Below are 26,521 nucleotides of genomic sequence, written 5' to 3'. Positions count from 1 at the left end.
GGTCATACTTCAAACTGCTGGAATTCTTATGCAACATACATTTTGGCAGTTGTTGACCCCTCTTTTCTCAGATATTGTGAGAAATCCAGGTTAAGCCCCTGAAAGTCCAGAAGAAAACTTATATAATGAAGCCTTTTCTCCCCGTTTAGGCTTGGTATATCAGCCTATCAAACCGCTCTCTCTTTATGCCAGCTACAGTCGCTCTTTTAATCCTAACAATACCAAAACATAAAGAAGGAGAGCTGATTCAACCAACTCGTGGCACGCAGTATGAAGTAGGAATTAAAGCTGATTTGACGAGTAATCTTTCAGCAACTCTGGCAGCCTATGAAATTACTAAAACCAATATCCTTAGAGAAGATCCCGAAGATACAGATTTCTCGATTCCCATTGGAGAGGTGAGAAGTCGCGGCATTGAATTTGATATTGGTGGAAAAATCCTACCTGGCTGGAATATTGTTGCCTCCGCCTACCTAAATGAGTCAATTGTGACCGTTGGGGATGAATTTAGCCCGGAAGGCGACACCTTAGCATTTACTCCGCGCCAGGGCGCAAGTTTGTGGACAACATATCAAATCCAGAAAGGTTCTGCCAAAGGGTTTGGTTTTGGAGCGGGACTATTTTATGTGGCTGATCGCCAGACCTACATCCCGAATCAAGGCGGTATCATACTGCCTTCTTATGTACGTGCCGATGCCAGCTTGTTCTATAAGCGCAATGATTGGAGCGTGCAACTAAATTTCAAAAATTTGTTTAGTACCCACTACTTCGACAGCTCTGAGTATAGTTTTGGCACTGTTCCTGGTGCGCCGTTTAGCGTGCAGGGAACAATTTCAGTGCGGTTTTGATGCTGTTTAGGAAGTAAAGACTATGAAATCTAAACCCATTCGCAACTGGATTTTTATCTTCCATCGCTATTTAGGACTGGCTCTCGGTCTCATCCTAATTATTGTTGGACTCACTGGCAGCCTACTTGTTTTTGATGATGAAATTAATCAATGGTCTGATGACAGACAGTTTGGCACAGTTACGCCAATCGGTGAGACTCTATAGCAATTTTAACAACTTGTATTAATGGATCGCGATCGCATCAAGTGACTTCCAGAAATTAAATTATTCAATGATAGTGAGCGAAGACGATTGTTAGATTCTTCCTCCCCTGCTTCAAGAGCGCAAAAACAGCTTACCCTGCTCATCAAAGCGATGGGTATTTTTTTAGTTGGAAGTCTCCAAAGCACTCTTATCTGAATTGCGATCGCCTTTCTCATTGTTTGTTGTTAGACAGATATATCCCTCTGTATTATCTCGTAGTCTTTTTCAAAAATCAAATCGGATTCCTATATCCCTTGCTGATATTCAGAAAAATTATGAATATCAACTGGATCAGAATGCTACACAGAAACTATCTAAATATCATTCTCTGCAAAGCGCCCGAAAAAGTTGCTGTGACAGCTTCAGGATGCAATTCACCTCAAGCATTATTCTTACAAAACAAAAAAAGCTACATTAATTATTAATTAAGTGAGAAAATTTAAACCTAATAATAGAGCCGCTACTGTTCCAGCGACAGAAATTTCTCCCTGAAGAATTTTATCTAAAACTGATTCTACAGGAATAAATACAACTTCAATCTCTTCTGTAATATCTAGTTGTTGCTCTCCAACCTTGCCCACATTTTCTGCTAAAAATAAATGTATTTGATTGGTATCTTTACTCGGCTTATCATATAGAGTTGCGATTTTTCTAAATTCTTGGGGAATATAACCAGTCTCTTCTCTCAGTTCTCTAATTGCGGCTACTTCTGCACTCTCTTTTGCAGAATCGAAATTCCCTGCTGGCAGTTCCAAGAAAAATTCACCTATTGCATGTCTATATTGCCAGACAAAAATAATTTCTTTATTACTAGTGATAGGTAAAATCATTGCAACATCAGGTCTAATACTGACAAAATAATCATCTATAATTTTCCCATTCGATAATTCTATTTCATCTTGTCTCACCTGACACCAAGGATTATCTAATACCATTTTTGATTTTAAAATCTTCCATTTCTTTAAGTTGTTCATAAATTAAGTAACAAATAAAATGTATGTATAAAAACTTTGCAATGAATGTAAAAAAGTATAACAGATGCATCCGACAATTTAAATTTTGAACTTACACTGGCTTTTGCAATAACATGATATGTAAAATAAGTATGCAAATAAATGTAAATTTATTTACAGTAAATAAGAGATTTCCGTTGACTATTAGTCGGGGTACAACGGCACAGACAACAAATGTATGGGTGAAGATTTCACAGGATGATATTGAAGGCTGGGGGGAAGCATCACCATTTGGTGTGGGTAATCATCGGCAATCAACTGATGCAATCAAAGATGCCCTACAGCAAGTTGTGCCTCTGTTGCAAGCATTTAGCCCCTTGCAACGACAGGAAATTGAGCAAGTTTTAATACAAAACCAGGTTCCTTCTGCTGCAAGAGCTGCCTTGGATATGGCAATGCATGACTGGTTGGGTAGGCGCGTAGGTTTACCCTTGTGGCAACTTTGGGGACTCGATCGCAATCAAATAGTCCCGACTTCAGTCACAATTGGGATTAATTCACCTGAAGGCGCTAAGGCGAGAGCGCGAGACTGGTTACAGTTTACAGACGTCCGCCTTTTCAAGGTAAAGCTAGGTAATCCAGATGGCATAGATGCAGATAAAAAAATGCTATTAGCAGTGCGAGAAGAAGCACCATTACTAGAATTTTTCGTTGATGCCAACGGCGGTTGGAATTTAGAAGATGCGATCGCCATGTGCAATTGGCTGGCTGATTTAGGTATAAAGTATGTAGAACAGCCATTGCCACGGGGTCAGGAAAAAAGTTTAGCAAAACTCAAAGAACACTCTCTTCTCCCCATCTTTGTCGATGAAAGTTGTTTCACCTGCGCCGATATTCCCGATTTGGCAAATTACGTGGATGGCATTAATATCAAACTAATGAAATCAGGGGGGCTAACAGAGGCAATGCGAATGGTACATACAGCACGAGCATATCGGTTGCAAGTAATGTTCGGTTGCTATTCTGACAGTTCGCTAGCTAATACAGCAGCATTACAGCTAGCACCACTAGCTGATTATTTAGATTTAGACAGTCACCTTAACTTAATTGATGACCCTTTTACGGGGGCATTGCTAAAAGAAGGAAGAGTTTTGCCAAACGATTTACCAGGTTTGGGAGTACAACACAGTGCGTCTATCACTTAATCAACGAGTAGCTATCTTGCTGCATGAAGGGACTATTGGGACTCACGGCAAAACAGGGCTAGCAATTTTACGTTACAGTGAAGCCCCAATCGTAGCCGTAATCGATCGCGAGTGTGCTGGTAAATCCCTACCAGAATTAACAGGTATCAAGCGTGATGTGCCGATTGTGGCATCGGTAGCCGCAGCCCTGGAGTATCAGCCGGAAATTTTGGTAATTGGCATTGCCCCAGCAGGTGGTGCTGTACCAGATGATTACTGGCTAGAAATCAAAGACGCTTTAGAAGCGGGAATGTCGCTGGTGAATGGTTTACATACACCAATGGCAAGTATCCCAGAATTAAATGCATTGCTCAAACCAGGGCAACTAATTTGGGATGTACGAAAAGAGCCGTCTAATATCAGTGTTGCTAGTGGAATGGCACGTACTCTTCCCTGTCGGCGGGTGTTGACAGTGGGAACCGACATGGCGATCGGTAAAATGTCAACTAGTCTAGAGTTACATTGGGCGTCAAAACTGCGGGGCTGGCGTTCTAAATTCCTGGCTACAGGACAAACTGGGGTGATGTTAGAAGGAGACGGCGTAGCTTTAGATGCCGTGCGGGTAGACTTTGCTGCCGGTGCTGTGGAACAAATAGTCATGCGCTATGGCAAAAACAATGACATCTTGCACATTGAAGGACAAGGTTCGCTACTACACCCTGGTTCAACGGCAACTCTACCCTTAATTCGTGGTTCGCAACCAACCCAACTGATATTAGTACATCGGGCGGGACAAGTCCACGTACGTAATCATCCCCATGTGATAATTCCACCTTTACCAGAGGTGATTCGGCTTTATGAAACTGTTGCTAATGCTGGTGGTGCTTTTGGAAGTGTTTCTGTAGTGGGTATAGCACTGAACACAGCCCATTTAGATGAGTCTGCGGCTCAAGAAAGCATCGCTCAAACAATAGCAGAAACGGGGCTACCTTGCACCGATGTAGTCCGCTTTGATGCCAATGTGCTTTTAGATGTGGTGATGAATAATTAGTTGCTGTAGAATGCTTTAACCCTGACCAGTTTTGAATTTTAAATTCCTTGAACGCGAACAGCGTCTCTAAGAGTTGGGCTGATTGTGACGCTAATCACCAATTACCAATTACCAATTACCAAAAAGACCAACCAGATTGTAAGTAATTAGCCGAACTTGATATAAAGCGTCCTTAATTCAATCCCACTCTTTTAAGGGTGGGTTCCTCCAGCAAGAACTGCCTTCTCCTGCCAAAGACGCTACGCGAACGTCCTCCTGCCTCCTGAATTAAGTTAGCTACGGTCTAGCAGCTTGATTATCGCCTTTACCAACACTTCTGGTTCTACAGGCTTTGTAATGTGAGCTTGAAAGCCTGCCTCAAATGCTTTTTGCCGATCAAAGTCTCTCGCATAAGCTGTGAGCGCGATCGCCCCAATTGTTCCGCCCTGCTGCGGTGGACGAGAGTGAATCTGCTGCATCAGCATATAACCATCCATCTCAGCCATGCCAACATCACTCACCAGAACATCAGGAATTGTCTGATCCAGCACTTGCAACGCCTCCAACCCAGATGCAACCGCAATGACTTTCGCGCCACTCTGTTCCAGCACAAAGGCTTGAAACTCACGGTTATCTGCCTCATCATCCACTACGAGAATTTGCAAATTGTTGAGGGGGTCTACGGCATTTTCTACTGGAACTTGCACAGATTCAGAAATCGATGGAATGACTTGCCCAATGACAGGCAGTTGCACGGTAAACGTTGCGCCTTGATCTCCCCTAAACTTCAGCAATGAGACTTTTCTCAATTAAACCTTTATTTTGTCAATTCAGAAAGGCAAAATACTGATAGCTTAAAAATGCTTACCACGTTCTTTCGATTAGTAACAGTCCCCCTTAGACTTAAATTGAGGTAACATCAAAATTCAGCTTTTTGTCAATTCAAAAATTTGAAAATTTAGCAACTTGAAATAAATACTTACCATTTAGAAAGTTATGAGTTATAAGCTATGATTTTTACTCCTCACTCTTAATAAAGGGCGCTCATGTCAGAACTCTTTGCTACTACTGGAACTATAGCCGCGATCGCCACTGCTGTTGTCCCCCAACAGGGTAGTGTTGGCATTGTGCGGGTGTCTGGTTCTCAAGCAATGGCAATCGCCCAAAGTCTCTTTCATGCACCAGGGCGACAAGTTTGGGATAGTCACCGGATTCTCTACGGTTACATTCGCCATCCCCAGATGCAACAAATAGTGGATGAAGCTTTGTTGCTGATTATGAAAGCACCCCGTTCTTACACTCATGAAGATGTAGTAGAATTCCATTGCCACGGGGGAATTATGGCAGTGCAGCAGGTATTACAACTGTGTTTGGAAAATGGGGCTAGACTAGCGCAACCTGGAGAATTTACCCTCCGCGCCTTTTTGAATGGACGATTGGATTTAACTCAAGCCGAAGGTATTGCTGATTTAGTCGGAGCTAAGTCGCCCCAAGCGGCTCAAAGTGCCTTAGCTGGTTTACAAGGAAAATTAGCTGATCCGATTCGGCAGTTACGCGCTAACTGTTTGGATATTTTGGCAGAAATCGAAGCTCGGATTGATTTTGAGGAAGACCTTCCGCCGTTGGATGATAAAGCAATTATATCAGCAATCGATAAAATTGCCGCAGAAATAACTAGGTTATTGGAAACCAAAGATCGAGGTGAGTTGCTACGCACTGGTTTAAAAGTGGCAATTGTTGGGCGTCCGAATGTGGGAAAGTCGAGTTTATTGAACGCTTGGAGCCGGAGCGATCGCGCCATTGTGACTGATTTACCTGGCACAACCCGCGATGTGGTGGAATCTCAGTTAGTGGTCGGTGGAATTCCCGTACAAGTGCTAGATACAGCGGGGATTCGGGAAACAACAGACCAAGTGGAAAAAATTGGCGTCGAGCGATCGCGTCGTGCCGCCAATGCAGCTGATTTAGTCTTGCTTACCATCGATGCTTCCGCAGGTTGGACAGAAGGCGATGAAGAAATTTACCAAAAGGTACAACACCGTCCGTTGATTATAGTTATTAACAAAATCGATTTAGTAGAAGAAAGTGATAGGGAAAACCTTCAATCCAAAATCCCAGTTGCGCTGTCAGCGCACCAAATCTGCGCTCCAAAATCTACAATTGTCACAGCCGCAGCCCAAAATCAAGGTATTGATGCTTTAGAAACAGCAATTTTAGAGATAGTTCAATCTAGAAAAGTGCAAGCGGCTGATATGGATTTAGCTATTAACCAAAGGCAGGCAGCAGCCTTAACTAAAGCTAAAATATCTTTGGAACAAGTACAAGCAACAATTGTTCAGCAGTTACCTCTTGATTTTTGGACAATTGACTTACGGGGTGTGATTCAAGCTTTAGGAGAAATTACTGGAGAAGAAGTAACAGAATCAGTTTTAGAGAGGATTTTTAGTAAGTTCTGTATCGGGAAATAAACAGCAAAATTGCCAAATTTAAAAGGAAGTAGCAACCTGGAATATGTAGAATTTCTGAAGGCGTGACAAAGAAGCTACAAAGCAGACTAGATAAGTCATATCAATTCAAAATTCAAAATGACGCTCTCTACGAGACGCTAAAAGCGTAGCTTGCAACTCTTACAGAGTACGTGGACTCGCTCTAAGCGTTCGCGTAGCGTCTTGTAGAGTTGCCATGCCGTTGGTGTTAGCGAAGCGGTAGCGAGTCCTCGAGCGTTAGCGTCTCTGAAAGAGAAGAGAAGGCTTTACGCTGCGCTAACAAAATTCATGCATTAAGAAAGCCAGATAGAACAAAGGTATGTCCGTATATATCTGTCACATTCTTTTTTCAAATTGGTATCACACACGACTTAATGGCATTCGAAAGCAGCCCTGCTAACAGGATTAGTAGGTAAGCCTCAAACTTCAAAGCAATAGTCACGACTGCTGCCCCAATCGATAGAACGAAGTCAATATAGTGACATAACAAGATAAAATAAGTTTACTTTTGTAAAGAAGTGGATATCTGTGGAAGCTCTGGATACTCATTTACTCCATTTGCAAGCAACAGTAGCCAAGCTAAAGGGATTAGGGCGTGTTTTTTCACTCTGATTGTAAGTCGAAAACTTTTATGAAACTATACTATGTAACTTTAAATAATACAGATGAAGCACGCCAAATTGGTCAGGCATTACTGGAATATAAGTTAGCAGTTTGTGTCAATTGGTTCCCAATTACTTGTGCTTATAGTTGGCAAGGAGAAATTACTGAAGAACCAGAAGTTGTTTTAATTATCAAAACTCAAGATGGTTATGCTTTAGAAATAGAAAAACTTATTCAAGAGCATATTACTTATACTAATTTTATCGCCGAAATTTCTCCGACAGCAGTTAATCAGGGTTTTGTTAATTGGTTGAATGCAGAAGTTTCACCCCGCTGACAATAGAAATTATACCAATTCCAAATTCAAAATGACGCTTTCTATGAGACGCTAAAAGCGTGGCTTGCAACTCTTACAGAGTACGCGTACTCGCTCTAAGTGAAGCCATGCCAAAGGCTTTACGCTGCGCTAACAAAATTCATGCATTAAGAAAGCCAGACAGAACAAAGGTTTAGGAGTATTGTATCTGTCACATTCTTTTTTTCAAATTGGTATTACCCAAGAAGACAGTACAAATAGAGATATACAAGGTATAAGGACAGAGAAAATGGTTAATGGGCGAACCAGGAGTTAACATTAATCCGCCAGTCTCTGTTCTCTGGTTTCCGTTACCCAAGGAGTCAGACTCAGAATGACACCCACTAGCGGGATGAATCCAATCAGAAACAACAGTTCAACCGTGGTTTGCAAGGCATTCGTTTTCTGAGAAGCAATATAACCAACTAGAAACGGGCCTACTGCTGTAATCACACGCCCGATGTTGTAGCAGAATCCTGCACCCGTTGCCCGCAACCGTGTTGGAAACAGTTCGGGTAGGTAGTAGGTAAAGCTGCTCAGCACCCCAAACACCGCAAGTCCAATCGCGAAATACAGCCCCGTCCACAATGGCATGTTGGCAGGTCGATTCGATCCGAAGGTGAAAAGCATGGCGATCGCAGACAGCAAAAAGTAGATGACAAACATCCACTTGCGTCCCAGAAACTTGGCGACTGGAACGGTCAACAGCGTCCCGAACAATCCCCCTACCGTAAAGCTGTAGGTGGTTGCCGTTTTCCACTGTTCGATGAGCAATTGCATAGCTTTCCCAGCCACGACATTTTGCGCTTTGGCAGCCACTTGAGCCAGCCCTGCGGCAATCACGGGAATGAAGGCGTTGCAAGTCCACCAAGTCAACAGAGCGACCACGGCGAGCGCCAGCCCGCCCAGCGTGGTTCGACGATATTGTGGCGTAAACAGTTCGCTGATATGAGCAGCAGACTGCTTTTCAATGCGCTGCCAGCGCTCCGGTTCTTTAATCGAGAATCGCATGCCAATCGCGATCGCCGCTGGAATCAGGCTTGTAAAAAACACATAGCGCCAAGATACCTCTGGATTACCGGGTAGAGTAAGCGTAACTTGGTTATTGACAAAGGCGGCGAAAAACAGTCCTACTGGCGCTGCGGTGTAAAGTAATGCTCCCGCTTCGACGCGTACTCGTTCTGGTACCACCTCTGCCACCATCGCTGCCCCTGCTGCCCATTCTCCGCCAATGCCCAAACTGGCAATGATTCGACAGGCTGTAAACACCCAGATATTTGGAGCAAAAGCGCAGGCGAATGTTCCTAAAGAGTAGAGCAAAATGGTGAGTAGCAGCGTTTTGGTGCGTCCAATGCGATCGCCCAGCACCCCAAATGAAACGCCGCCGACCGCCCATCCCAATAGTAGAATCGAAGTTAACAATCCCGTCCAGTAAAGAGTTGGTCCTTTGGCTTCGGGAGAACCAATGGTTAAACCCAACAAAGTTGGCACACAGTTGGGTGCAACTAGGTTAAAAAGCAACCCGTCAAAGGCATCGAAGCCCCAACCTAACCAGGCAGCAAACAAGACCGTCCATTGATAGCGAGTCAGATGTAACATAATAGATGCTGAAGTACTCAATTCTCGTCTTTTGATTGCTGTAACCAGTCTGATAGTATAGATGGAAATGTTCTTAGAGCGTCAAATGTTCGATCATCTCGCTTACCTCCCGTAAGTTGCTATGATACTTTGGTCTGCTGATTAGAATTCATTAAGATATCTCCTCCCTGAAGTGTACGTTGACCGAACAAGGCAAAAGTAAAAAGTTAAAAGACAAAAGAAAGAATAATAAAAATGGTTACAAGCCCACGCCAGTTTGCTCAAGTCGGGAAACCCGCCCAAGCAACTGGCTCCTAAATTTATTTATGGAACAAAGTAAAAACACTTGTTTCCAGATATGTAGTAAACTAATCGTCAAAAAAATTACTCTGTACTTAAATACGTGTTTTAGCGTAGGCGTAGCCTGCCGTAGGCATCGCTCATTTTTTGTCAACATCACAAAATCGCGTTGCTCCCTGTGCGATCGCCCTTATCATCAATCAACTCCAATGTTAACGTGAGTTCGACGGATAGAAAAGCCCAAAAAGCTTGCTAGGGATGAATTTGCTGAAGTGGGCAGGTGAAGTGCGCGGAAAGTCTCTAGGCTGGAAATTAGGGCAACCACGACAACGTAGAATTCGCTATCCAGTTGTTAGAAAAACTACAAATAAGCCACGGAAACAACAACCAGAATCTGCTTAATATTGCCGATTTTCATGCCTGAAGACTGCTTGTTTCCAACTCAGCGTTCCTGGGTCGTTTTTTGCTGCTTAGTCTAAACTCCAGTAATTATAAATATTCGTAATTGCTCAACTAGAACTAAAAATAGAGCAATTAGTAGAGAGTATTTTGTAAATGGCTTGATAAGCTGTCAAACCTTGACGCTTGCCAGTATTAACGATAGAACGAACAGCCGCAAATAAATCCCGTCCCCATTGAGAACGGAAGCAATTAGTCACCTTACGAAATACCGTACTCATGCGAATAGCCTGTTCGCTACAATTATTCGTTGGTGGAATCGAGGCATCTTCAAGAAAAACATTTTTGACAACAGCGACAATGACCAGCATACCTTTCGATTCGACTGACAATTGGGCGAATCGGCGGTATTTCTATTTTTTCGTAGATTGCTTACAATTTTTGCTCTTGGCTTCTTACTTCCTCTCCACAATCGGGGCAACTCTTCACTTGTGCGATGATTACTTGGTCAAGATTCGAGTGTAAGCCTCTTGTCAAGGGGGTTGAGCAATTACGAAATTTACTCGTGAGCGATTAACACGTGTCTACGAACAAAAGCCAGCTTCAGCGTTTTAATTATTCTGAGTTGCCTAACCTAAAACGGGTATATAAGCTTCAACGTTTATAGAGCTTATTCTTTACAAACCACTTTTCACAGGCATCTTTGACAACTTTTCTCTCTTCAAACGACAAAAGCTCATCTGGCTGACCAGAAGCTAAAATTTTAGCGGCAGTAAACGCTTTTTCATGTAACACACCGCACTGAACCAGTTCTGTGTAAAAGATTTTTTCTCTTTCTTCTACTGGTGTAAAAAAATTACTTGGCATTTAAAAAAATTATTTAGTCTTGTTTTCAAAAGAATACCTTTATTACTAAACTTATTCTTCTATCTAGTGAATAATTTCAAGCAGATAGAGCATGGTTTAATGTAAAGTTTGCTAGTAATAAAAAATACAAAATTGAAATTTCTCGCTGATGATTTTATTAAGCAGTTCGCTACAACTACAAATTAGTCCGTGGTAGAGAGTGACTCAACAAAAACTTCGTGTACAAACTATTAATTAATCCTGCTGGCTTTTTGACTCTGAGAGCCTCAATCTGGTATCGAGCCAAGATCCTTGTAATTTCCTGCAAGATAGTCTAGACAAAGTTTATTACTGTCCTTTTAAGATAAACCGTTTAGTTGATGATACATATTGAAATTGCCTGGTTAGCATCCCTCACACTACCCCCGCGCAAGTCAGTCATGTTCAGATGTGTTTGCCCTTGTCTACCTGCCAACGCTTTGTGCCAGTTGCCTAAGTCCTGGATGTTTCGTTCTTGCTTCAATTCCATGTTTTTCAAGGTGGCTTACTTCTGCCTGCTGAAGTGCTGCCATATTTTAGATATGGATCGCTTTTTGCGTCTATGCTGATGATGCAAAAAGCCAGAGGTAGTATTAAAGGAAGAATGAATTAGCTTTGCTCGTAATGACTCTGGCTGAAACTCCAAACGACAAGAATTCTAGCAATCCTTTTCTCACCCTCAACTACGAAACTGCCTTAGAATCTCTAGGCGGCGACTACTACGATGAGGTTGCAGCAGCTGAATTTCCCCAACACCTCCTGCGTTGGCGTAACGATGAACTATTGCCCCGTTTCGGTCTAGACCCCCAAGTAGTCAAAGACGAAGATTTCATCGCAGCCTTTGGTCAATTTCAGGGACGCAAACCCTTGTTGGCTCTGCGCTACCACGGCTATCAATTTGGTGAGTATAACGGACAGTTGGGTGATGGTAGAGGCTTTCTCTACGGGCAAGTACGCGCCAATGATGGCGAATTATACGATTTTGGCACTAAAGGTTCTGGGAGAACGCCCTACTCCCGTGGTGGCGATGGTATGCTCACGCTCAAAGGTGGAGTACGGGAAGTTCTAGCTGCGGAAGCGCTGCACTACTTGGGTGTACGTACCTCGCGCTGTCTGAGCATGATTGAAACTGGTTTACCACTCTGGCGGGGCGATGAACCTTCGCCTACTCGTTCATGTGTGATGATTAGAATGAGCAGTTCTCATATTCGATTTGGCACTTTTGAGCGACTGCACTATTTCCAGCGTCCAGATTTAACTAAGAAGCTGTTAGACCACGTAATTGAGCAGTATTATCGACACTTAAATGTTGAAAAAGATAAATATGCTCTGTTTTACGCTGAATTAGTGAAACGGGTTGCAGAACTAGTAGCCCAGTGGATGGCGGCTGGCTTTTGTCATGCAGTCCTGAATACTGACAATATGTCGATTACTGGAGAGAGTTTTGACTATGGACCTTACGCATTTATTCCGAGTTATAACCCATCCTTCATAGCTGCATATTTTGATTATTATGGACGCTACTGTTACGGGAATCAACCAAGTATTTGTCATCTGAATTTACAAATGCTCCAAGAACCTTTAAAGGCGATTATTGATAAAGGTGCAATGGAAGCTGGATTAGCTAGATTTGATGAGTATTACGAAGCTGAATACAGTTCTTTGATGTTGAAAAAGTTAGGTTTTGAGAATTTGCCGTATCGAGAAGCAGTGGAGATATTGAATCTAACGATTGAGTTTTTGAAAGATAGCCAAGTTGGTTATCACCAGTTTTTTTATGAGATGGCTCGTACTTTTTCATCGAAATGGCGAGATGAACCAGGTTTTGTAATGGATAATTCAGATATTGTGCCAGTACCAGGTGCATCTGGAATATTTGATGATTGGTGCATACTATACCATCAAATTTTGAACGATTTTGATAGCGATCGCACCGATATAATTGCTCAAACTCTAGCTGTTCATAATCCCAAAACGGTATTATTAAGACCAGTAATTGAATCTGTTTGGGAATCAATTGCCCAAGAAGATAATTGGCAACCGTTTTATGAGTTGATCCAGGCAATTCAGTGTAGGAGATAATTAATAAGGGGCAAGGCTTGTACCGAAAATATTTTTTCCTTTGCCCCTCTGCTTCCCTGCTTTATTGTTAATATTTAGATGCGTTTTTCTGGCGATTTCATGAGAAAAGGAAATTGTTAAAAACTAATAATTTAGTTAATAAATATGATTCACTACATATTTACCACTTATTGATCCCTTTAACCCCCTTTTTTAAGGCTACGGTGTATACACAAGTCCTTTTTACCCCCTCTAACTTCCCCTTGGTAAGGGGGAGAACCGGATATTTCCCTCTAATGCATCCTACGGTGTACACACAAGTCTTGAAATCTCACTTAAAACTTGGTTTCGTTACCCTAGCCCTAAAATAAGGGGGAGAAATTGAGTTTCCAGTTACCCAAAAGTGGGGTATTTATAGGGCTAAAAGGCTTGAAACTCTTGCGGACTATACTTGTGTGTATACCGTAGCTTTTTAACTTTTTAAGGGGAGCTACTGCGGTCTTCTTCCAAAATGACTAAATTATAGTTGTCAAATTAGCTTTGATAATCACATCATTGAAATCCTTGTCGCCACCACTAGGTAAATCCTCAAAGCCAAAGGTATTACTTGCTAACAGGCGAATGTGATCTGATTTATCAGAATTAGCACCCAAAAATGGAAAATAAACCGCCGGATCGTTATTAGAATTGTTATCTATAACCGCATCAGGACGGCCATTAACAATAATAAAGGGAACGAAAATTGCACCAGGTTGGAAAGTACCACTATAAGTTGCACTACCTTGGTTACTCACAGTCAAATCAATACCAGTAACCTGACTACGTACGGCAGCCTGAGTATAACCAGCTTGTCCGATGAAAACATCAGCCTTACCATCGCCATTGGTATCAATTCCACCATTTTCATCAGTTATCTGATAGAAGCCGACGTAATTATTGTAAGCTGCCTCTCTGTAAACATTAAATTCAGCTTTAACTGATTGTTTGACATCTCGCAAATCAATCACTTCTTTTTGGGATTGTTCTTGGAGATTTGTACCAATAGGTAAAGCTTGATTCGTCTGCTTAATTTTCACCACCAAATCGTTAAAATCTGTGGCAGTGTTATTAGAAACATCCTTCCAACCTAGAGAGAAACTATCATCATTCAAGGCTGTAATTTGTTGTGTTGAAACACCAGAAAACAGTAATTTTCCGATGGAGTTAGGATCGTTGCGTACAGCATCCAAGGTACTGTCTTGGACTAACAAGAATCTGAAATTCTCGCCAGAATTTAATTCCAGCAGACTGCTGAGATTATTGTAGTCAAAACCGTTAGGGGTATTAGCGATCGCAGATAAAATTACCTTCGACCGATCTATTGCCGCTTTGGCATAACCTTCAGCACCAGGAGCAATACCGTCAATCGTACCTTTATCATCATCAACAGTAAATAAACCCAGTTCATTCACCAGCTTAGAATTGTGTCCAGTGAGTTTGATTTCCAGTTTGACTTTGCCATCCTCACCTTTAATGTTAAAGACATCATCATTCGGGTTAGTGAGACGACTGGGTATTTGCACATCATTATTAACATTAATAGTCAATGCCTTCTCAAAGGTGAGATTACCATCGTCAGTAGTGCGGACGCGGATTTTGTAACTAGACTTAGTTTTAAAGTCTGGAGAATTGTTGATTTTGAGGCTATTGCCATCAATGGTGAAGGCATTATTATCAGTATCATCAATTCCGCTAACTAAGCTATATACGAAATTATCCTCTTGATCTGGGTCAGTGCTACTGAATGTGCCGATGACTGTGTTAGCTGGTGCTTTATCGTTGACATCAGTCTCATCCAACGCCAAATCTGTGGGGGCATCATTAACAGCAGTGAGATTAATGTCGCGGGTTACAACAGTACTATCTAAGCTGCCATCATTGACAACAAAGCTGATGGTGCGCTTTGTGGTGCTGGGGTTCTCGCTGCTGTTTTGATAGGTAACAGATCGCAGGGCAGTTTGATAGTCGGCGACGGTGGCACTGCCAGTTAAGGTTAAGACACCGTTAGTATAGCTGCCAGTAATGCCATTTTGGTTGGTGAAAGCGAGGGTGTCTTCTGTGGAAGCGAAACCATTGGTAATGCTGACAGTGGCGCTGCTGAGATTGCTGGAGTCGGCATCGGTGACGGTGATGCCAGAGTCGATGACTGTGGCAGGGTCGTTTTCGGTGTAGGCAAGGGCGGTGTTGGTGGCGGTGGTGACTGGGACATCAGGTTCGGCAGTGAGATTAATGTCGCGGGTTACAGCAGTACTATTTAAGCTGCCATCATTGACAACAAAGCTGATAGTGCGCTTTGTGGTGCTGGGGTTCTCGCTGCTGTTTTGATAGGTAACAGATCGCAGGGCAGTTTGATAGTCGGCGACGGTGGCACTGCCAGTTAAGGTTAAGACACCGTTAGTATAGCTGCCAGTAATGCCATTTTGGTTGGTGAAAGCGAGGGTGTCTTCTGTGGAAGCGAAACCATTGGTAATGCTGACAGTGGCGCTGCTGAGATTGCTGGAGTCGGCATCGGTGACGGTGATGCCAGAGTCGATGACTGTGGCAGGGTCGTTTTCGGTGTAGGCAAGGGCGGTGTTGGTGGCGGTGGTGACTGGGACATCAGGTTCGGCAATTGTTAAAGTGGCACTGGGATTACTGTTGGCATCAAGGATGTAGTCTGGGCTGGCTTCTAGGTTGACAGTGACGGTTTCGTTGGGGTCAGAGACTCCATCGGCGACAGCTTTGACTGTTAAGGTGGCGGTGGTTTCTCCGACAGCGATCGCAAAGGTGTTGGCTGTGACAGAGGTAATATTTGTACCTGCTGCCAAGGTGTAATCGGTGGTGGCGGTGGCGGTGCCTGTGGTGTTGAAGTTGACGACTAAACCACCAACTGGGGCAGGAGTATCGAGGCTAATGGTAAAAGTGCCATCTGTAACGCCTTCTTTGGGGCTGGTGCCTGCGGTGATGCTGATTTTGGGAGTAGTATTCAACAGCACTGAGACATTATTGCTACTGAAGTTAGCAGCAGCCAAATCCAGCTTGCCGTCGCCGTTGTAGTCTCCCACTGTGACTGACCGGGAACCACTGCCGACGCTGAAGTTGGTGGCAGTGGCAAAGCTGCCACTGCCGTTGCCTAGCAGCACTGAGACATTATTGCTGCTGGCATTAGCAGCAGCCAAATCCAGCTTGCCGTCGCCGTTGTAGTCTCCCACTGTGACTGACTGGGAACCACTGCCGACGCTGAAGTTGGTGGCAGTGGCAAAGCTGCCACTGCCGTTGCCTAGCAGCACTGAGACATTATTGCTGCTGTAGTTAGCGGTAGCCAAATCCAGCTTGCCGTCGCCGTTGAAGTCTCCCACTGTGACTGACCGAGGGTTACTGCCGACGCTGAAGTTGGTGGCAGTGGCAAAGCTGCCACTGCCATTGCCTAGCAGTACTGAGACGTTGTTGCTGTTGTGGTTAGCGGTAGCTAAGTCGAGCTTGCCGTCGCTGTTAAAATCTCCCACTGTCAGTGACACAGGATGATTAGTGCCGACGGCGAAGTTGGTGACAGTGGCAAAGCCGCCTGTACCGTTGCCTAGCAGCACGGAGACGTTGTAGCTGAAGTGGTTAGCGGTAGCTAAGTCGAGCTTGCCGTCGCCGTTGAAGTCTGCCACTGTGACTGATTGGGGATTACTGCCGACGGTGAAGTTGGTGGCGGTGCCAAAGCCGCCAGTGCTGTTACCTAGCAGCACGGAGACGTTGTAGCTGTAGTAGTTAGCGGCAGCCAAGTCCAGCTTGCCGTCGCCGTTAAAGTCTGCCACTGTGACTGATTGGGGATTACTGCCGACGGTGAAGTTGGTGGCGGTGCCAAAGCCGCCAGTGCCGTCGCCTAGCAGCACTGAGACGTTGTTGCTGCTGTAGTTAGCAGCAGCCAAGTCCAGCTTGCCGTCGCCGTTGAAGTCTGCCACTGTTACTGATTGGGGATTACTGCCGACGGTGAAGTTGGTGGCGGTGCCAAAGCTAGCAAATACTCCAGGGTAGGCTTCCCTAATTTTTGGTTGCAACGCCAGAGTAGAGCCGATTTGCCCTATCTTCACCTCTAGTTCCCAGGTTCCCCCATGTTGGGCATTGCCGATTTTCTGGGCTGAGGCGGCGATGTTTGCCCCAGTAAGTTGATGTAGCTGTTCTATAAAGGTTTTTCCCGTTTCTCCTCTGGCAACTTCACACCCATAAATGAGGATTTCGGCAGCAAGCCATTGTTGTAGTTGCTGGCGATAGGTGTGGAGGTTGTCTAAAGTTAGTTGGCTATTACCTAGTTGCAAGTTGCCGGGGCTACCGTGGGCAATTATCTGGATATTGGCTGTCGGATAGTTGTGGCAGAGGGCGCTGATTTGGGCAATGCCGTCTTGGTGTTTGTTGAGGACAGTTACTTTGGCTGTGGGTATGATGCCTTGGACGAGTATTTGATGATCTTCAATTGCTGAGTCGATGATGACTAGGGTGTGCTTTGTGGTAGTTGCAGTTGTCATAATGTTTAAGTTTTTCCCTGTTTTGGTATTCATTTGACCTTGGGTAAAATCACTTAGTGGTCAGATCCCCAACTTCTCTAATAAGTCGGAGATATTAAAGCTCCCAGTAGGATTGCGGCGGCGAAGAGCGGGGGCGAGAAATGTTTTAATGAATTTTACGTAGCTATTGACTTGATTTTGTATATATGTATAGTTAATAACTAAACGCCCAATACTCTAGCAATGTTTATTACTAGTGTCAAAAGTTAATTTTTTTGCTAATGATTGTACAATCCACTGCTAAAGCTGCTCTCCCTGTAGAAATACTCGCCTCGCGTAATTTCATAGACTGGCTGCAATTGCAGCAAATTAGTCTGGCTTTCACTACTTATCAAAGTTCGCGTCTGATGCTATTAGGGGTGAACGCCCACGGACAATTGTCGGGATTTGAGCGTGTTTTTGACCGTGCAATGGGGTTATATGCTACCCCAGAACGAATTTATCTCAGTTCCAAATCGCAACTCTGGCAGTTAGACAATGTGCTGGCTCCCGGACAACTTTATGATGGTTATGACAAGCTTTATATTCCCCGGATTGCTTATACTACTGGGGATTTAGATATTCATGATTTGGTAGTAGAAACTGATAACGAACGCATTATTTTTATCAGTACTATATTAAATTGTTTAGCAACAGTGAGCGATCGCCATAGTTGCATTCCTTTATGGAAACCGAAGTTTATTTCTAGTTTGGTCTCTGAAGATCGCTGTCACCTCAATGGTTTGGCGATGGTAGCCGGAAAGCCTCGCTATGTTACTCTCTGCGGTGAATCTGATGTGGTGGATGGTTGGCGGGACAAGCGACGAGGCGGGGGTTGTATTATTGATATTCAATCTGATGAGGTGATTGCTAGGGGTTTATCTATGCCCCATGCTCCAAGATTTTATCAGGGTAAGTTGTGGTTGCTAAATGCTGGCACTGGGGAATTTGGCTATATCGATTCCGATGGAGAATTTCAGGCTGTTGCTTTTTGTCCCGGTTTTCTACGTGGTTTAGCATTTAGTGGAAATTATGCCATTGTCGGCTTATCTAAACCCCGCGACAAAACTTTTTCTGGTTTAAAACTGGATGAGAATTTAGCCAGTAAAAATGCTGAACCCCGATGTGGGTTAATGGTCATTGATTTGAAAACTGGCGAAATTGTTCACTGGCTACGTCTAGAAGGAGAAGTGACGGAACTTTATGATGTGCAGGTGTTACCAGGAGTCCGTCGCCCCCAAGCATTAGGATTCCAGACTGAGGAGATTCAGCAGTTAATTACCCTCGACCCCCGTTCTCCTCTACTTGGGGGAAATCTGCCATTTGCTGGAGACACAGATAAAGATAATATCATCTCTGTAATCTCGACTGAAAATCAAGTCTGGTCTGATTTATGGACAAAACAAGCGCAGCAATTCCCAATCGTAGAACAACTTTATCAGCAGGCATTAGCTTTACAAAAACAACTACAATTGACAGAGGCGATCGCTCAATACGAACAAATCATCGCCCAATATCCCCAATATGCTCCTGCTTGGTATCAGTTGGGGGTGATTATGGACAATCAAGGACAAACTCAGCAAGCTGTTCTGGCTTATCAACAGGCATTGACAATTAACCCAAAATATGCACAAGCACATAATAATTTAGGTATTGTGGAAGTAGCCGAGAAAAATTTAGAAAAAGCGATCGCTTGTTTTGAATCTGCAATTGTCAGCAACCCTAACTATGCTTTTGCTCACAATAATCTTGGTCTAGTTTGGCAAATGCAAGGTAAGCTATCAGCAGCAGCAGCTAAGTTTCAGGAGGCTTTACAGAAAAATCCTGAGTATGCAGAAGCTTATTTGAATTTGGGCATTGTATTAGAGGCACAAGAGAATTTACAAAGTGCGATCGCTTGTTATCGTTCAGCTGTTCGCCACAAGCCAGACTATATTAAAGCTTATATCCGCTTAGGATCAGCACTGTTATCTTTAGCGATGGTTACTCAAGGTCAAGTAGATGAAGCCAGGGTAGCATTTGAAAAAGTTTTACAACTACAACCAGACTCGGCTGAAGCATTCAATTACTTGTTTTACCTCAAAGAAATGAGTTGCGATTGGCAGATGCGTCAGTCTGATTTAACCCGCATCTGGGAGCAAACTCTTTGGGAGGTTGAGAAAGCAAAACTGACAACAATCAGCCCCTTCGATAGCTTATACAAGCCTTGGGACAGGACTTTTTTGCTCAAAATAGCTCGGACTCATGGGGAAAATATTAAAACACAATGGGCAAGTCAAAAACAATCTCTGAATTTTACTCATTCCCGTTCTTTGAATGGGCGGCTACGCATTGGCTATTTATCTAATGATTCCCACAACCATGCTATTAGTCATTTGACGAAAAGCTTATTTAACTTGCACGATCGAGCTAATTTTGAGATATTTGTTTACTCTTTGAGTGCAGATGACAATAGCGAATACCGTCAACACATCGCTGTTAATTGCGAACACTTCCAAGATATTACTACTTTATCGATAGAAGAAAGCGCCCGTCAGATTTATAATGATGGCATTCATATATTAATCGATCTCAAGGGTTACACAGCTGGATCTCGCAGTGCGATTTTGGCTTTGCGACCTGTTCCCATTCAGGTTAGCTATTTGGGCTATCCGGGAACGATGGGTGCTGACTTTATCGATTATATTATTAGCGATCCAATACTCACACCACCAGAATTTGCTGATGGTTTCAGCGAAAAGCTAGTCACCTTACCTCACAGTTATCAAGTCAACGATCATCAACAAGCGATCGCTTCTACCCCTGTGACTCGTTCTCAGTATGGTTTACCTGAGTCGAGTTTTGTCTTTTGCTGCTTCAATAACAACTATAAAATTGAACCGCAGATTTTCGATATTTGGATGAGAATTCTCGCCGCAGTTCCAGGAAGTGTGCTGTGGTTACTTGTGAGATTTCCTGCTGCTGAGGATAACCTCAAAAAAGAAGCCCAAGCGCGGGGAATTAATAGCGAGCGTTTAATTTTTGCCCAATATCACCCCAAAGCAGAACATTTAGCCCGCCATCAATTAGCAGACTTATTTCTAGATACTCTATACTATAATTCTCACACTACTGCTAGTGATGCTCTATGGGCAGGTTTACCAATTATTACCTGTCTAGGAAAAACCTTTGCTTCTCGTGTTGCTGCTAGTTTGCTGACAGCAGTTGGTTTACCAGACTTAATTATTAAGAACTTAGAGCAATATGAGCAATTGGCAATACATTTAGGCCATTCCCCTTCAGCATTGCAGGAACTCAAACAGAAGTTAGCACAAAATCGTACCACTTACCCACTGTTTGATACACCACGCTTTACCCACAATCTAGAACAAGCTTACCGTGCTATGTGGGATATCTACACTGCTGGGAAATCACCGCAAGCGATAGAGGTGAGCGATATTAAAGAATAGTTATCACGGTTTCAGTCGGGGATTTAACCCCAACTGTAATAGGACTTATCCCTCTTTTGGCTAACTAAACTGCTGGGCATAAAACCGCGCATAGCGACGCTTTAGGGCTAATAATTCTTCATGAGTTCCTGATTCGACAATTTGACCCTGTTCAAGAACTAAAATACGATCGCACCTCCTAACTGTCGATAAACGGTGAGCAATAATAAATACCGTCCGTTTTTCCATCAATCTTTCCAGCGCTTCCTGTACCAGTGCTTCTGATTCGGAATCTAATGCTGATGTCGCTTCATCAAGAATCAAGATTTGGGGATTGAGCAGAACAGCACGAGCGATCGCAATTCTTTGTCTTTGTCCACCTGATAAGTTTACCCCACGTTCGCCTACCCAAGTCTTATAACCTTCTGGTAGTTGGCTAATAAACTGATGGGCATTAGCAATTTTTGCCGCCTCTTTAACTGCTTTTATGTTAAAAATATCTTGTCCAAAAGCGATATTTTGAGCAATTGTCCCTGAAAACATGATGGTTTCTTGAGGAACAATCCCAATTTGTCGCCGCAGACTATGCAACTTCACATCTCGAATATCAACCCCGTCAATGAAGATTTGACCAACTTCAGGATCGTAAAAACGGGGAAGAAGATTCACAAATGTGGTTTTACCAGCACCAGAAGCACCCACAAGAGCGATCGCTTCACCTGGTGATACCAATAAACTGATATCTTTTAAGACAGGTTCGCCTGGTTTATAAGCGAAGGAAATATGACGATATTCTACTTTGCCATTGACTGGAGAAAGAGCGATCGCATTTATTTTTTCGATCACTGTTGGCTGAATTGCCATCAATTCAAAAACGCGGTCAACAGATGCTTCACCCTGCTTAAATTCATTGTAATTATTAGTAGTGTGACCAATGGGATCAATTAACAGCGCCGCCGCCGCTAGATAACTGAAAAAATTCGCCACTGTCAAGTGACCTTGGGAAATTTGCCACGCTCCCACAATTAGTAACAATAAGGCACTTAAGGCTTCAAAAAATCCGATAATCGGAATCTGAATCGCTTTCAGACGTTCGGCTGAGTATTTTGCTTTGAGACTGCGTTCTGCTTCATGGCCAAAGCGAGCAATTTCGTAATTTTCGGCAGCAAAAGCCTGTACCAAACGAATACCGTTGAAAACTTCCGCGAGGATGGCTGATAAACCCGACACGCGATTTTGACTTTTCAAGGAATACTTGCGTAATCGTTCACCAAACCAACTAACTAAAATACCCATCAGTGGGGCAACTATTACTGTTGCAAGTGTCAGTTGCCAATTCAAGTAAATCATGTAAATCGGAATTGCTAGCAACTGCAAAATACAGGGGATAAAGTCGTGAAATACTTTATTTACGACTTCGCCAACGCGGTCAACATCTTCGGTAAGGCGGTAAGATAAATCACCTGCTTTTGCCGTTTCAAAATAGCTGAGATTAAGCTTTTGGAGGTGGGCGTAGACTTGCTGGCGGAGATGAAAAGCAACTCTTAAAGCAGCTTTTGCCATATACATATCTTGTATAGACTGAAATAAGCCTCTCACCAGAAATACTAAAGCACAACTGCCAGTTATTTGAGCGATCGCGACTACATTACCTTGGGCAAAGGGAATTGCCAATTTCCCAGCGAGATTAATTAATATTAAAGTCGCCAGCACGTATCCCAAGATACCAATAAGTCCTTTGGTAATGGTTTGCCATTGGAGTCGGATATAAGGCAGTAGTTGCCAGTAATTAGAACGGGTTTTCAAGCTCGAAGATCCACAACAATCAATATTGTTTGACGCTAGCAGTTTTTGGCGAGTTTCTGAATAGTTCACTAATTAGTTACAAACTGTTGTAGCGTTCAAGTTCAAATAATCTATACACAAAGAATTAGTATTAGTACTAAAAGTATATCCTTGTATAGATGCCTGTTTTTTAGTATTTATTAATACTTATATTCAGATTTGACTATTGCTTACACCCACGCTTCATAGTTTTGCAGCTCTAGCAACATGGATGTAGATAACTTTAGCCAGGAAATAAATGAATTGCGATCACGGGTAAGGGGAATATGGCAGCGCACTGCAACTCAACCGAACTCACAACAAGAGCTAATGATAGAAGCTTTCGAGGAACTCCAAATAGCAGTAGAAGAACTATTGGTTGCCTCTGAGGAGTTAGAGGTAACAAGAGCACAAGCAGAGAAAGAACGTCAGCGTTACCAAGAATTATTCGATTTTGCGCCAGATGGTTACTTAGTAACTAATACCGTAGGGAAGATCCTAGAGGCTAACTATGCAGCAGCAATTATGCTCTCTGTGCGCCAACAATATCTCATAGGTAAACCATTAGTTCTGTTTATTGCTCAACAAGACCGACAGATATTTAGCTCCCTGATAAATAATTCGCAGCAGATACAAGACTGCATAATTGACATAAATCCACGCTTGGGTACACCCTTTCCTGTTAGTCTCAGGGCATCTCCAGTGTATGACTCACAACAAAAGTTGGTAGGCTGGCGTTGGTTGCTGCATAATATCAGCGAAGCTAAACAAGCACAAGAACGAGTGGCAAAACGCACAGTGGAACTGGCAAAAGTAAATCAGCAATTACTGGGTGAGATTGCAGAGCGTAAACGAGCCGAGTCACAACTGCTGCACCTTGCGTTTCACGATGTACTAACGGGCCTGCCAAACCGCGCTTTATTTATGAACCGTTTAGAAGATGCGGTCAATTATTCTAAACGGCATTCAGATTATTTATTTGCTGTCTTGTTTCTAGACTTAGATCGCTTCAAGTTGATCAATGACAGCTTGGGACACGCATTGGGAGATCAATTACTGCTTACCGTAGCTCAAAGGCTTCAAGAATGCTTGCGCTCTGTAGATATAGCTGCACGGCTGGGAGGAGACGAGTTTATCATCTTACTGGTGGGAATTAAAGATGTACTAGAAGTGGTAGCGGTTGTTGAGCGAATACAAAAGAAACTGGCACTTCCTGTGGTTTTAGGCAGGCAGGAAGTTTCTACTACAGCAAGTATTGGCATTGCCTTAAGCATAACAGGTTGTCAAGAACCAGAAGACTTCTTGCGTGACGCCGATATTGCCATGTACCGAGCTAAGACACAAGGCAGGGGGCGCTATGAGATTTTTAACACTGATATGCATATTCAAGCAATGGCACACTTGGAGTTGGTTAACGAGCTGCGCCGAGCCATTGAGCTTCAAGAGTTTCAGGTTTATTATCAACCGATAGTATCACTCAGTAGCGGCAGGATAACTGGTTTTGAAGCGCTTGTGCGATGGCTACATCCAAAACATGGCATTGTTTTGCCAGAGTATTTCATGTCAACTGCCCAAGAAACTGGGCTAATAATCCTTATTGAACAGTGGGTCTTATATGAGGCATGTGGTCAGATACAGCAGTGGCAAGAGCAATTATCCTCTAATTCTAAGGATCTGCCTAAGTCTCCCTTGAGCATTAATATCAATCTTTGTAGTACTAGGTTCAGTGAAGAAAAGTTGCTGCCGCACATCAATAAAGTTCTACAAGACACTGGACTCACCGCACCGAGTTTGACGCTGGAGATTACAGAAAGCGTAATTATGGAAAACAACGATAAAGCCATCATTAGGCTAAAGCAACTGAGAAATTTAGGAATTAAGTTGGCAATTGACGACTTCGGTACGGGCTATTCCTCATTAGGTCGTCTCCACCACTTTCCAATTAATCAGTTGAAGATAGACCGCTCCTTCGTTAACGAAAACATTTTTGATGATGGAAATTTAGATATTGTTGAGACAATTATTACATTGGCACACAAATTAGGTGTGGATGTGACCGCCGAAGGAGTGGAGACAGAAAAACAACTAGCAATGTTGAGAAAGTTGAATTGTGAATATGGGCAGGGATATTTTTTCTCCTATCCATTAGATAGCTCTCAGGCGACGGCATTAATTATGACAAATCCTCAGTGGTGATGCGCCAAGAGCAACACCGAAATTTGTCTCCTACCAGGATGAGATTTTGGCAGACAAAAAATTAGCCCCTTGCTTGCAAGCAGGAGGCTAAACTTATAGCAGGAGGCAAAAGGCAGGAGGCAGGAGGTAAAACATTACTATTCCTAACATCCACGCTTGTCATTATGTCCTAACCTTTAATTCGCTTGCTATATCTAAGAAATAATTGACGCTCTTATTGCTTCCCTACACTCCGTTTCGGTTGCAATGACAATATCGGTGTTGCGTAAATCCTAAGTTAAAAACTGTTTTAGCGTTCATCGTAGAGTTTCTCGATGTTCTTTTATGATTGAAGTGAAATGTTCATCAAGGGGTCTTGCTTTATGAAACTGGAAGAGTATTTCAACGCACTTGCACCAGATGACATCCGACTCAAAGGAACCCGCATTGGTATTGAGAGCATTCTTTACGAGTATATTTATCGCTGCAAAACACCAGAAGAAATTGCTGAACAATTTCATACGGTGAAGTTGGAACAGGTTTACGCCACGATTTTGTATTACTTGCATCATCGTTCAGAGGTTGATGCGTATTTGGTAGATTGGTTGGAATTTTCCCGAACCATGCGCGAAGAACAACAGCGAAATCCGTCTTCTGCCAGGATGAGATTTTGGCGGATGCAGTCAGAAAACGCTCCAAAGCAGTTACACGAAAGCTAATGGCAATCCGGTATCTGTTGGATGAACATCTTAATCCTACATATCGTTCCCAACTTGTGCGGCGCAACCCTGAATTAGTCGTGCGAATCATTGGGGATTTAGATGTGCCACCCAAAGGTACTCCAGATCCAGAAATTTTGATTTGGTGCGAAGGGACTTCCAAGTAAAAAAATATTCAATCGCAGAGGGACAAGGAAGACAAGGGGGACAAGGAACAAAGAAGTCTAGTTGAATAGACAAATTGGATAATTTATTTTTTGGAGTTCCCGAAACCAATGGATTTATTTTAGTGACTAACAACCGTAAGTCCATGCCCGGACATTTAGCTGATCATTTAGCTTCAGGTCGCCATATTCCTGGAATTTTCACCATCGATGTAAACCAAAGTATTGGACAAACTGTTGAAGAATTAATCATCATTGTGGAAGCTTCGTTTGAAAATGAATACTAGGATCGAATTGAATATCTACCCCTGAGCCAATAGCGCATTGTTCACTTTTTCACTCCAGTTTTTCACGCCCTTCCCAACTAAGATATCAGTACATATTAAGCAACAAGATATAGCAAAGTGCTGTTAGCGGTAGCGGGGCGTTTAGCCCGTGCTGAGTAAAAACCTAGTTTTGTCAAGGCTTTGAGCGTTCAACACTGTCCTAACCTATGTGACTACGGCTATAATTTTACTTAAATTATACCAATTTAAAAAAAGAATGCTACAGATACATACTCTCAAACCTTTGTTCTGTCTGGCTTTCTTAATGCATGAATTTTGTTAGCGCAGCGTTAGCGAATCCACGAGCGTCATTTTGAATTTTGAATTGGTATTACCCCTGATGCGTTATGCTATCGCTAGTGCGTTCTAAAAAATTAGCCCCCTCCTAACTTCTAAGGAAAGAGCTAAATTA

General features: G+C 43.1%; 21 protein-coding genes. 13 read left to right on the top strand and 8 right to left on the bottom strand.

Annotated features, from left to right (window positions below):
- The first annotated feature begins 185 nt into the window (after positions 1–185).
- Entirely contained in the window at positions 186–848 is a 663-nt protein-coding gene (locus V7K56_RS07685; RefSeq protein ID WP_334909142.1) for a TonB-dependent siderophore receptor, read from the top strand.
- 22 nt (positions 849–870) lie between these two features.
- A complete protein-coding gene (locus tag V7K56_RS07680) occupies positions 871–1,053 on the top strand; it encodes a PepSY domain-containing protein (protein ID WP_334909140.1) in 183 nt (60 codons plus the stop codon).
- A 464-nt stretch (positions 1,054–1,517) separates the two neighbouring features.
- On the opposite strand, the gene V7K56_RS07675 is transcribed toward V7K56_RS07680, so the two are convergent.
- Positions 1,518–2,066, bottom strand: a complete 549-nt coding sequence (locus V7K56_RS07675; RefSeq protein WP_334909138.1) for an NUDIX hydrolase — start codon at positions 2,064–2,066, stop codon at positions 1,518–1,520.
- A 131-nt stretch (positions 2,067–2,197) separates the two neighbouring features.
- Here V7K56_RS07675 and V7K56_RS07670 point away from each other — a divergent pair, with 131 nt between their 5' ends.
- Positions 2,198–3,250: a dipeptide epimerase gene (locus V7K56_RS07670; RefSeq protein WP_334909136.1), complete on the top strand. Its 1,053-nt coding sequence runs from the start codon at positions 2,198–2,200 to the stop codon at positions 3,248–3,250.
- The gene (locus V7K56_RS07665; RefSeq protein WP_334909134.1) at positions 3,234–4,280 is read left to right on the top strand and encodes a DUF1611 domain-containing protein; all 1,047 of its coding nucleotides are present in this window, start codon (positions 3,234–3,236) and stop codon (positions 4,278–4,280) included. The genes V7K56_RS07670 and V7K56_RS07665 overlap by 17 nt, the downstream gene beginning before the upstream one ends.
- Positions 4,281–4,552: 272 nt before the next feature.
- On the opposite strand, the gene V7K56_RS07660 is transcribed toward V7K56_RS07665, so the two are convergent.
- Positions 4,553–5,053: a response regulator gene (locus tag V7K56_RS07660; protein WP_334909132.1), complete on the bottom strand. Its 501-nt coding sequence runs from the start codon at positions 5,051–5,053 to the stop codon at positions 4,553–4,555.
- Between the two features lie 252 nt (positions 5,054–5,305).
- Between V7K56_RS07660 and mnmE the strand changes: the two genes are divergently transcribed.
- Both mnmE and cutA read left to right on the top strand, forming a co-directional pair.
- Positions 5,306–6,727, top strand: coding sequence for a tRNA uridine-5-carboxymethylaminomethyl(34) synthesis GTPase MnmE (gene mnmE / locus V7K56_RS07655; protein WP_334909130.1), 1,422 nt, complete (start codon positions 5,306–5,308; stop codon positions 6,725–6,727).
- 649 nt (positions 6,728–7,376) lie between these two features.
- The gene (gene cutA / locus V7K56_RS07650) at positions 7,377–7,685 is read left to right on the top strand and encodes a divalent-cation tolerance protein CutA (protein ID WP_334909128.1); all 309 of its coding nucleotides are present in this window, start codon (positions 7,377–7,379) and stop codon (positions 7,683–7,685) included.
- 297 nt (positions 7,686–7,982) lie between these two features.
- Here the strand turns inward: cutA and V7K56_RS07645 are convergent, their stop codons facing one another.
- Entirely contained in the window at positions 7,983–9,323 is a 1,341-nt protein-coding gene (locus V7K56_RS07645) for an MFS transporter (RefSeq protein WP_334909126.1), read from the bottom strand.
- A 516-nt stretch (positions 9,324–9,839) separates the two neighbouring features.
- On the opposite strand from V7K56_RS07645, the gene V7K56_RS07640 reads away from it, so the two are divergent.
- Entirely contained in the window at positions 9,840–9,983 is a 144-nt protein-coding gene (locus V7K56_RS07640) for a hypothetical protein (protein WP_334909124.1), read from the top strand.
- A 107-nt stretch (positions 9,984–10,090) separates the two neighbouring features.
- Here V7K56_RS07640 and V7K56_RS07635 read toward each other — a convergent pair whose 3' ends face one another.
- The 3 genes from V7K56_RS07635 to V7K56_RS07625 form a co-directional block, all read right to left on the bottom strand.
- On the bottom strand, positions 10,091–10,351 hold the full coding sequence (locus tag V7K56_RS07635; RefSeq protein WP_334909122.1) for an IS66 family transposase: 261 nt from the start codon (positions 10,349–10,351) through the stop codon (positions 10,091–10,093).
- A gap of 283 nt (positions 10,352–10,634) precedes the next feature.
- Positions 10,635–10,847 (bottom strand): hypothetical protein, encoded by a 213-nt coding sequence (locus tag V7K56_RS07630; RefSeq protein WP_334909120.1) that lies wholly within the window; start codon positions 10,845–10,847, stop codon positions 10,635–10,637.
- A gap of 352 nt (positions 10,848–11,199) precedes the next feature.
- Positions 11,200–11,364, bottom strand: a complete 165-nt coding sequence (locus tag V7K56_RS07625) for a hypothetical protein (RefSeq protein WP_334909119.1) — start codon at positions 11,362–11,364, stop codon at positions 11,200–11,202.
- Between the two features lie 125 nt (positions 11,365–11,489).
- On the opposite strand from V7K56_RS07625, the gene V7K56_RS07620 reads away from it, so the two are divergent.
- The gene (locus V7K56_RS07620; RefSeq protein ID WP_334909117.1) at positions 11,490–12,947 is read left to right on the top strand and encodes a protein adenylyltransferase SelO; all 1,458 of its coding nucleotides are present in this window, start codon (positions 11,490–11,492) and stop codon (positions 12,945–12,947) included.
- A 494-nt stretch (positions 12,948–13,441) separates the two neighbouring features.
- Here V7K56_RS07620 and V7K56_RS07615 read toward each other — a convergent pair whose 3' ends face one another.
- On the bottom strand, positions 13,442–17,455 hold the full coding sequence (locus tag V7K56_RS07615; RefSeq protein WP_334909116.1) for an FG-GAP-like repeat-containing protein: 4,014 nt from the start codon (positions 17,453–17,455) through the stop codon (positions 13,442–13,444).
- A 260-nt stretch (positions 17,456–17,715) separates the two neighbouring features.
- On the opposite strand from V7K56_RS07615, the gene V7K56_RS07610 reads away from it, so the two are divergent.
- On the top strand, positions 17,716–20,922 hold the full coding sequence (locus V7K56_RS07610; protein WP_334909114.1) for a TIGR03032 family protein: 3,207 nt from the start codon (positions 17,716–17,718) through the stop codon (positions 20,920–20,922).
- A 60-nt stretch (positions 20,923–20,982) separates the two neighbouring features.
- Here V7K56_RS07610 and V7K56_RS07605 read toward each other — a convergent pair whose 3' ends face one another.
- A complete protein-coding gene (locus tag V7K56_RS07605) occupies positions 20,983–22,707 on the bottom strand; it encodes an ABC transporter ATP-binding protein (RefSeq protein WP_334909112.1) in 1,725 nt (574 codons plus the stop codon).
- A 246-nt stretch (positions 22,708–22,953) separates the two neighbouring features.
- Here V7K56_RS07605 and V7K56_RS07600 point away from each other — a divergent pair, with 246 nt between their 5' ends.
- From V7K56_RS07600 to V7K56_RS07585, 4 genes are all read left to right on the top strand, one after another.
- Positions 22,954–24,921, top strand: coding sequence for a sensor domain-containing protein (locus tag V7K56_RS07600; RefSeq protein ID WP_334909110.1), 1,968 nt, complete (start codon positions 22,954–22,956; stop codon positions 24,919–24,921).
- A 362-nt stretch (positions 24,922–25,283) separates the two neighbouring features.
- Positions 25,284–25,619 (top strand): DUF433 domain-containing protein, encoded by a 336-nt coding sequence (locus V7K56_RS07595; RefSeq protein WP_334909108.1) that lies wholly within the window; start codon positions 25,284–25,286, stop codon positions 25,617–25,619.
- Positions 25,619–25,786, top strand: a complete 168-nt coding sequence (locus V7K56_RS07590; protein ID WP_334909106.1) for a hypothetical protein — start codon at positions 25,619–25,621, stop codon at positions 25,784–25,786. Before V7K56_RS07595 ends, V7K56_RS07590 begins: the two co-directional genes overlap by 1 nt.
- A 74-nt stretch (positions 25,787–25,860) precedes the next feature.
- The gene (locus V7K56_RS07585; RefSeq protein WP_334909105.1) at positions 25,861–26,070 is read left to right on the top strand and encodes a hypothetical protein; all 210 of its coding nucleotides are present in this window, start codon (positions 25,861–25,863) and stop codon (positions 26,068–26,070) included.
- Positions 26,071–26,521: the final 451 nt, after the last annotated feature.

This window comes from Nostoc sp. (assembly GCF_036917535.1).
In the GTDB taxonomy this organism is placed as follows: Bacteria; Cyanobacteriota; Cyanobacteriia; order Cyanobacteriales; family Nostocaceae; genus Nostoc.
This window is presented reverse-complemented; position numbering and strand designations above follow the sequence as displayed.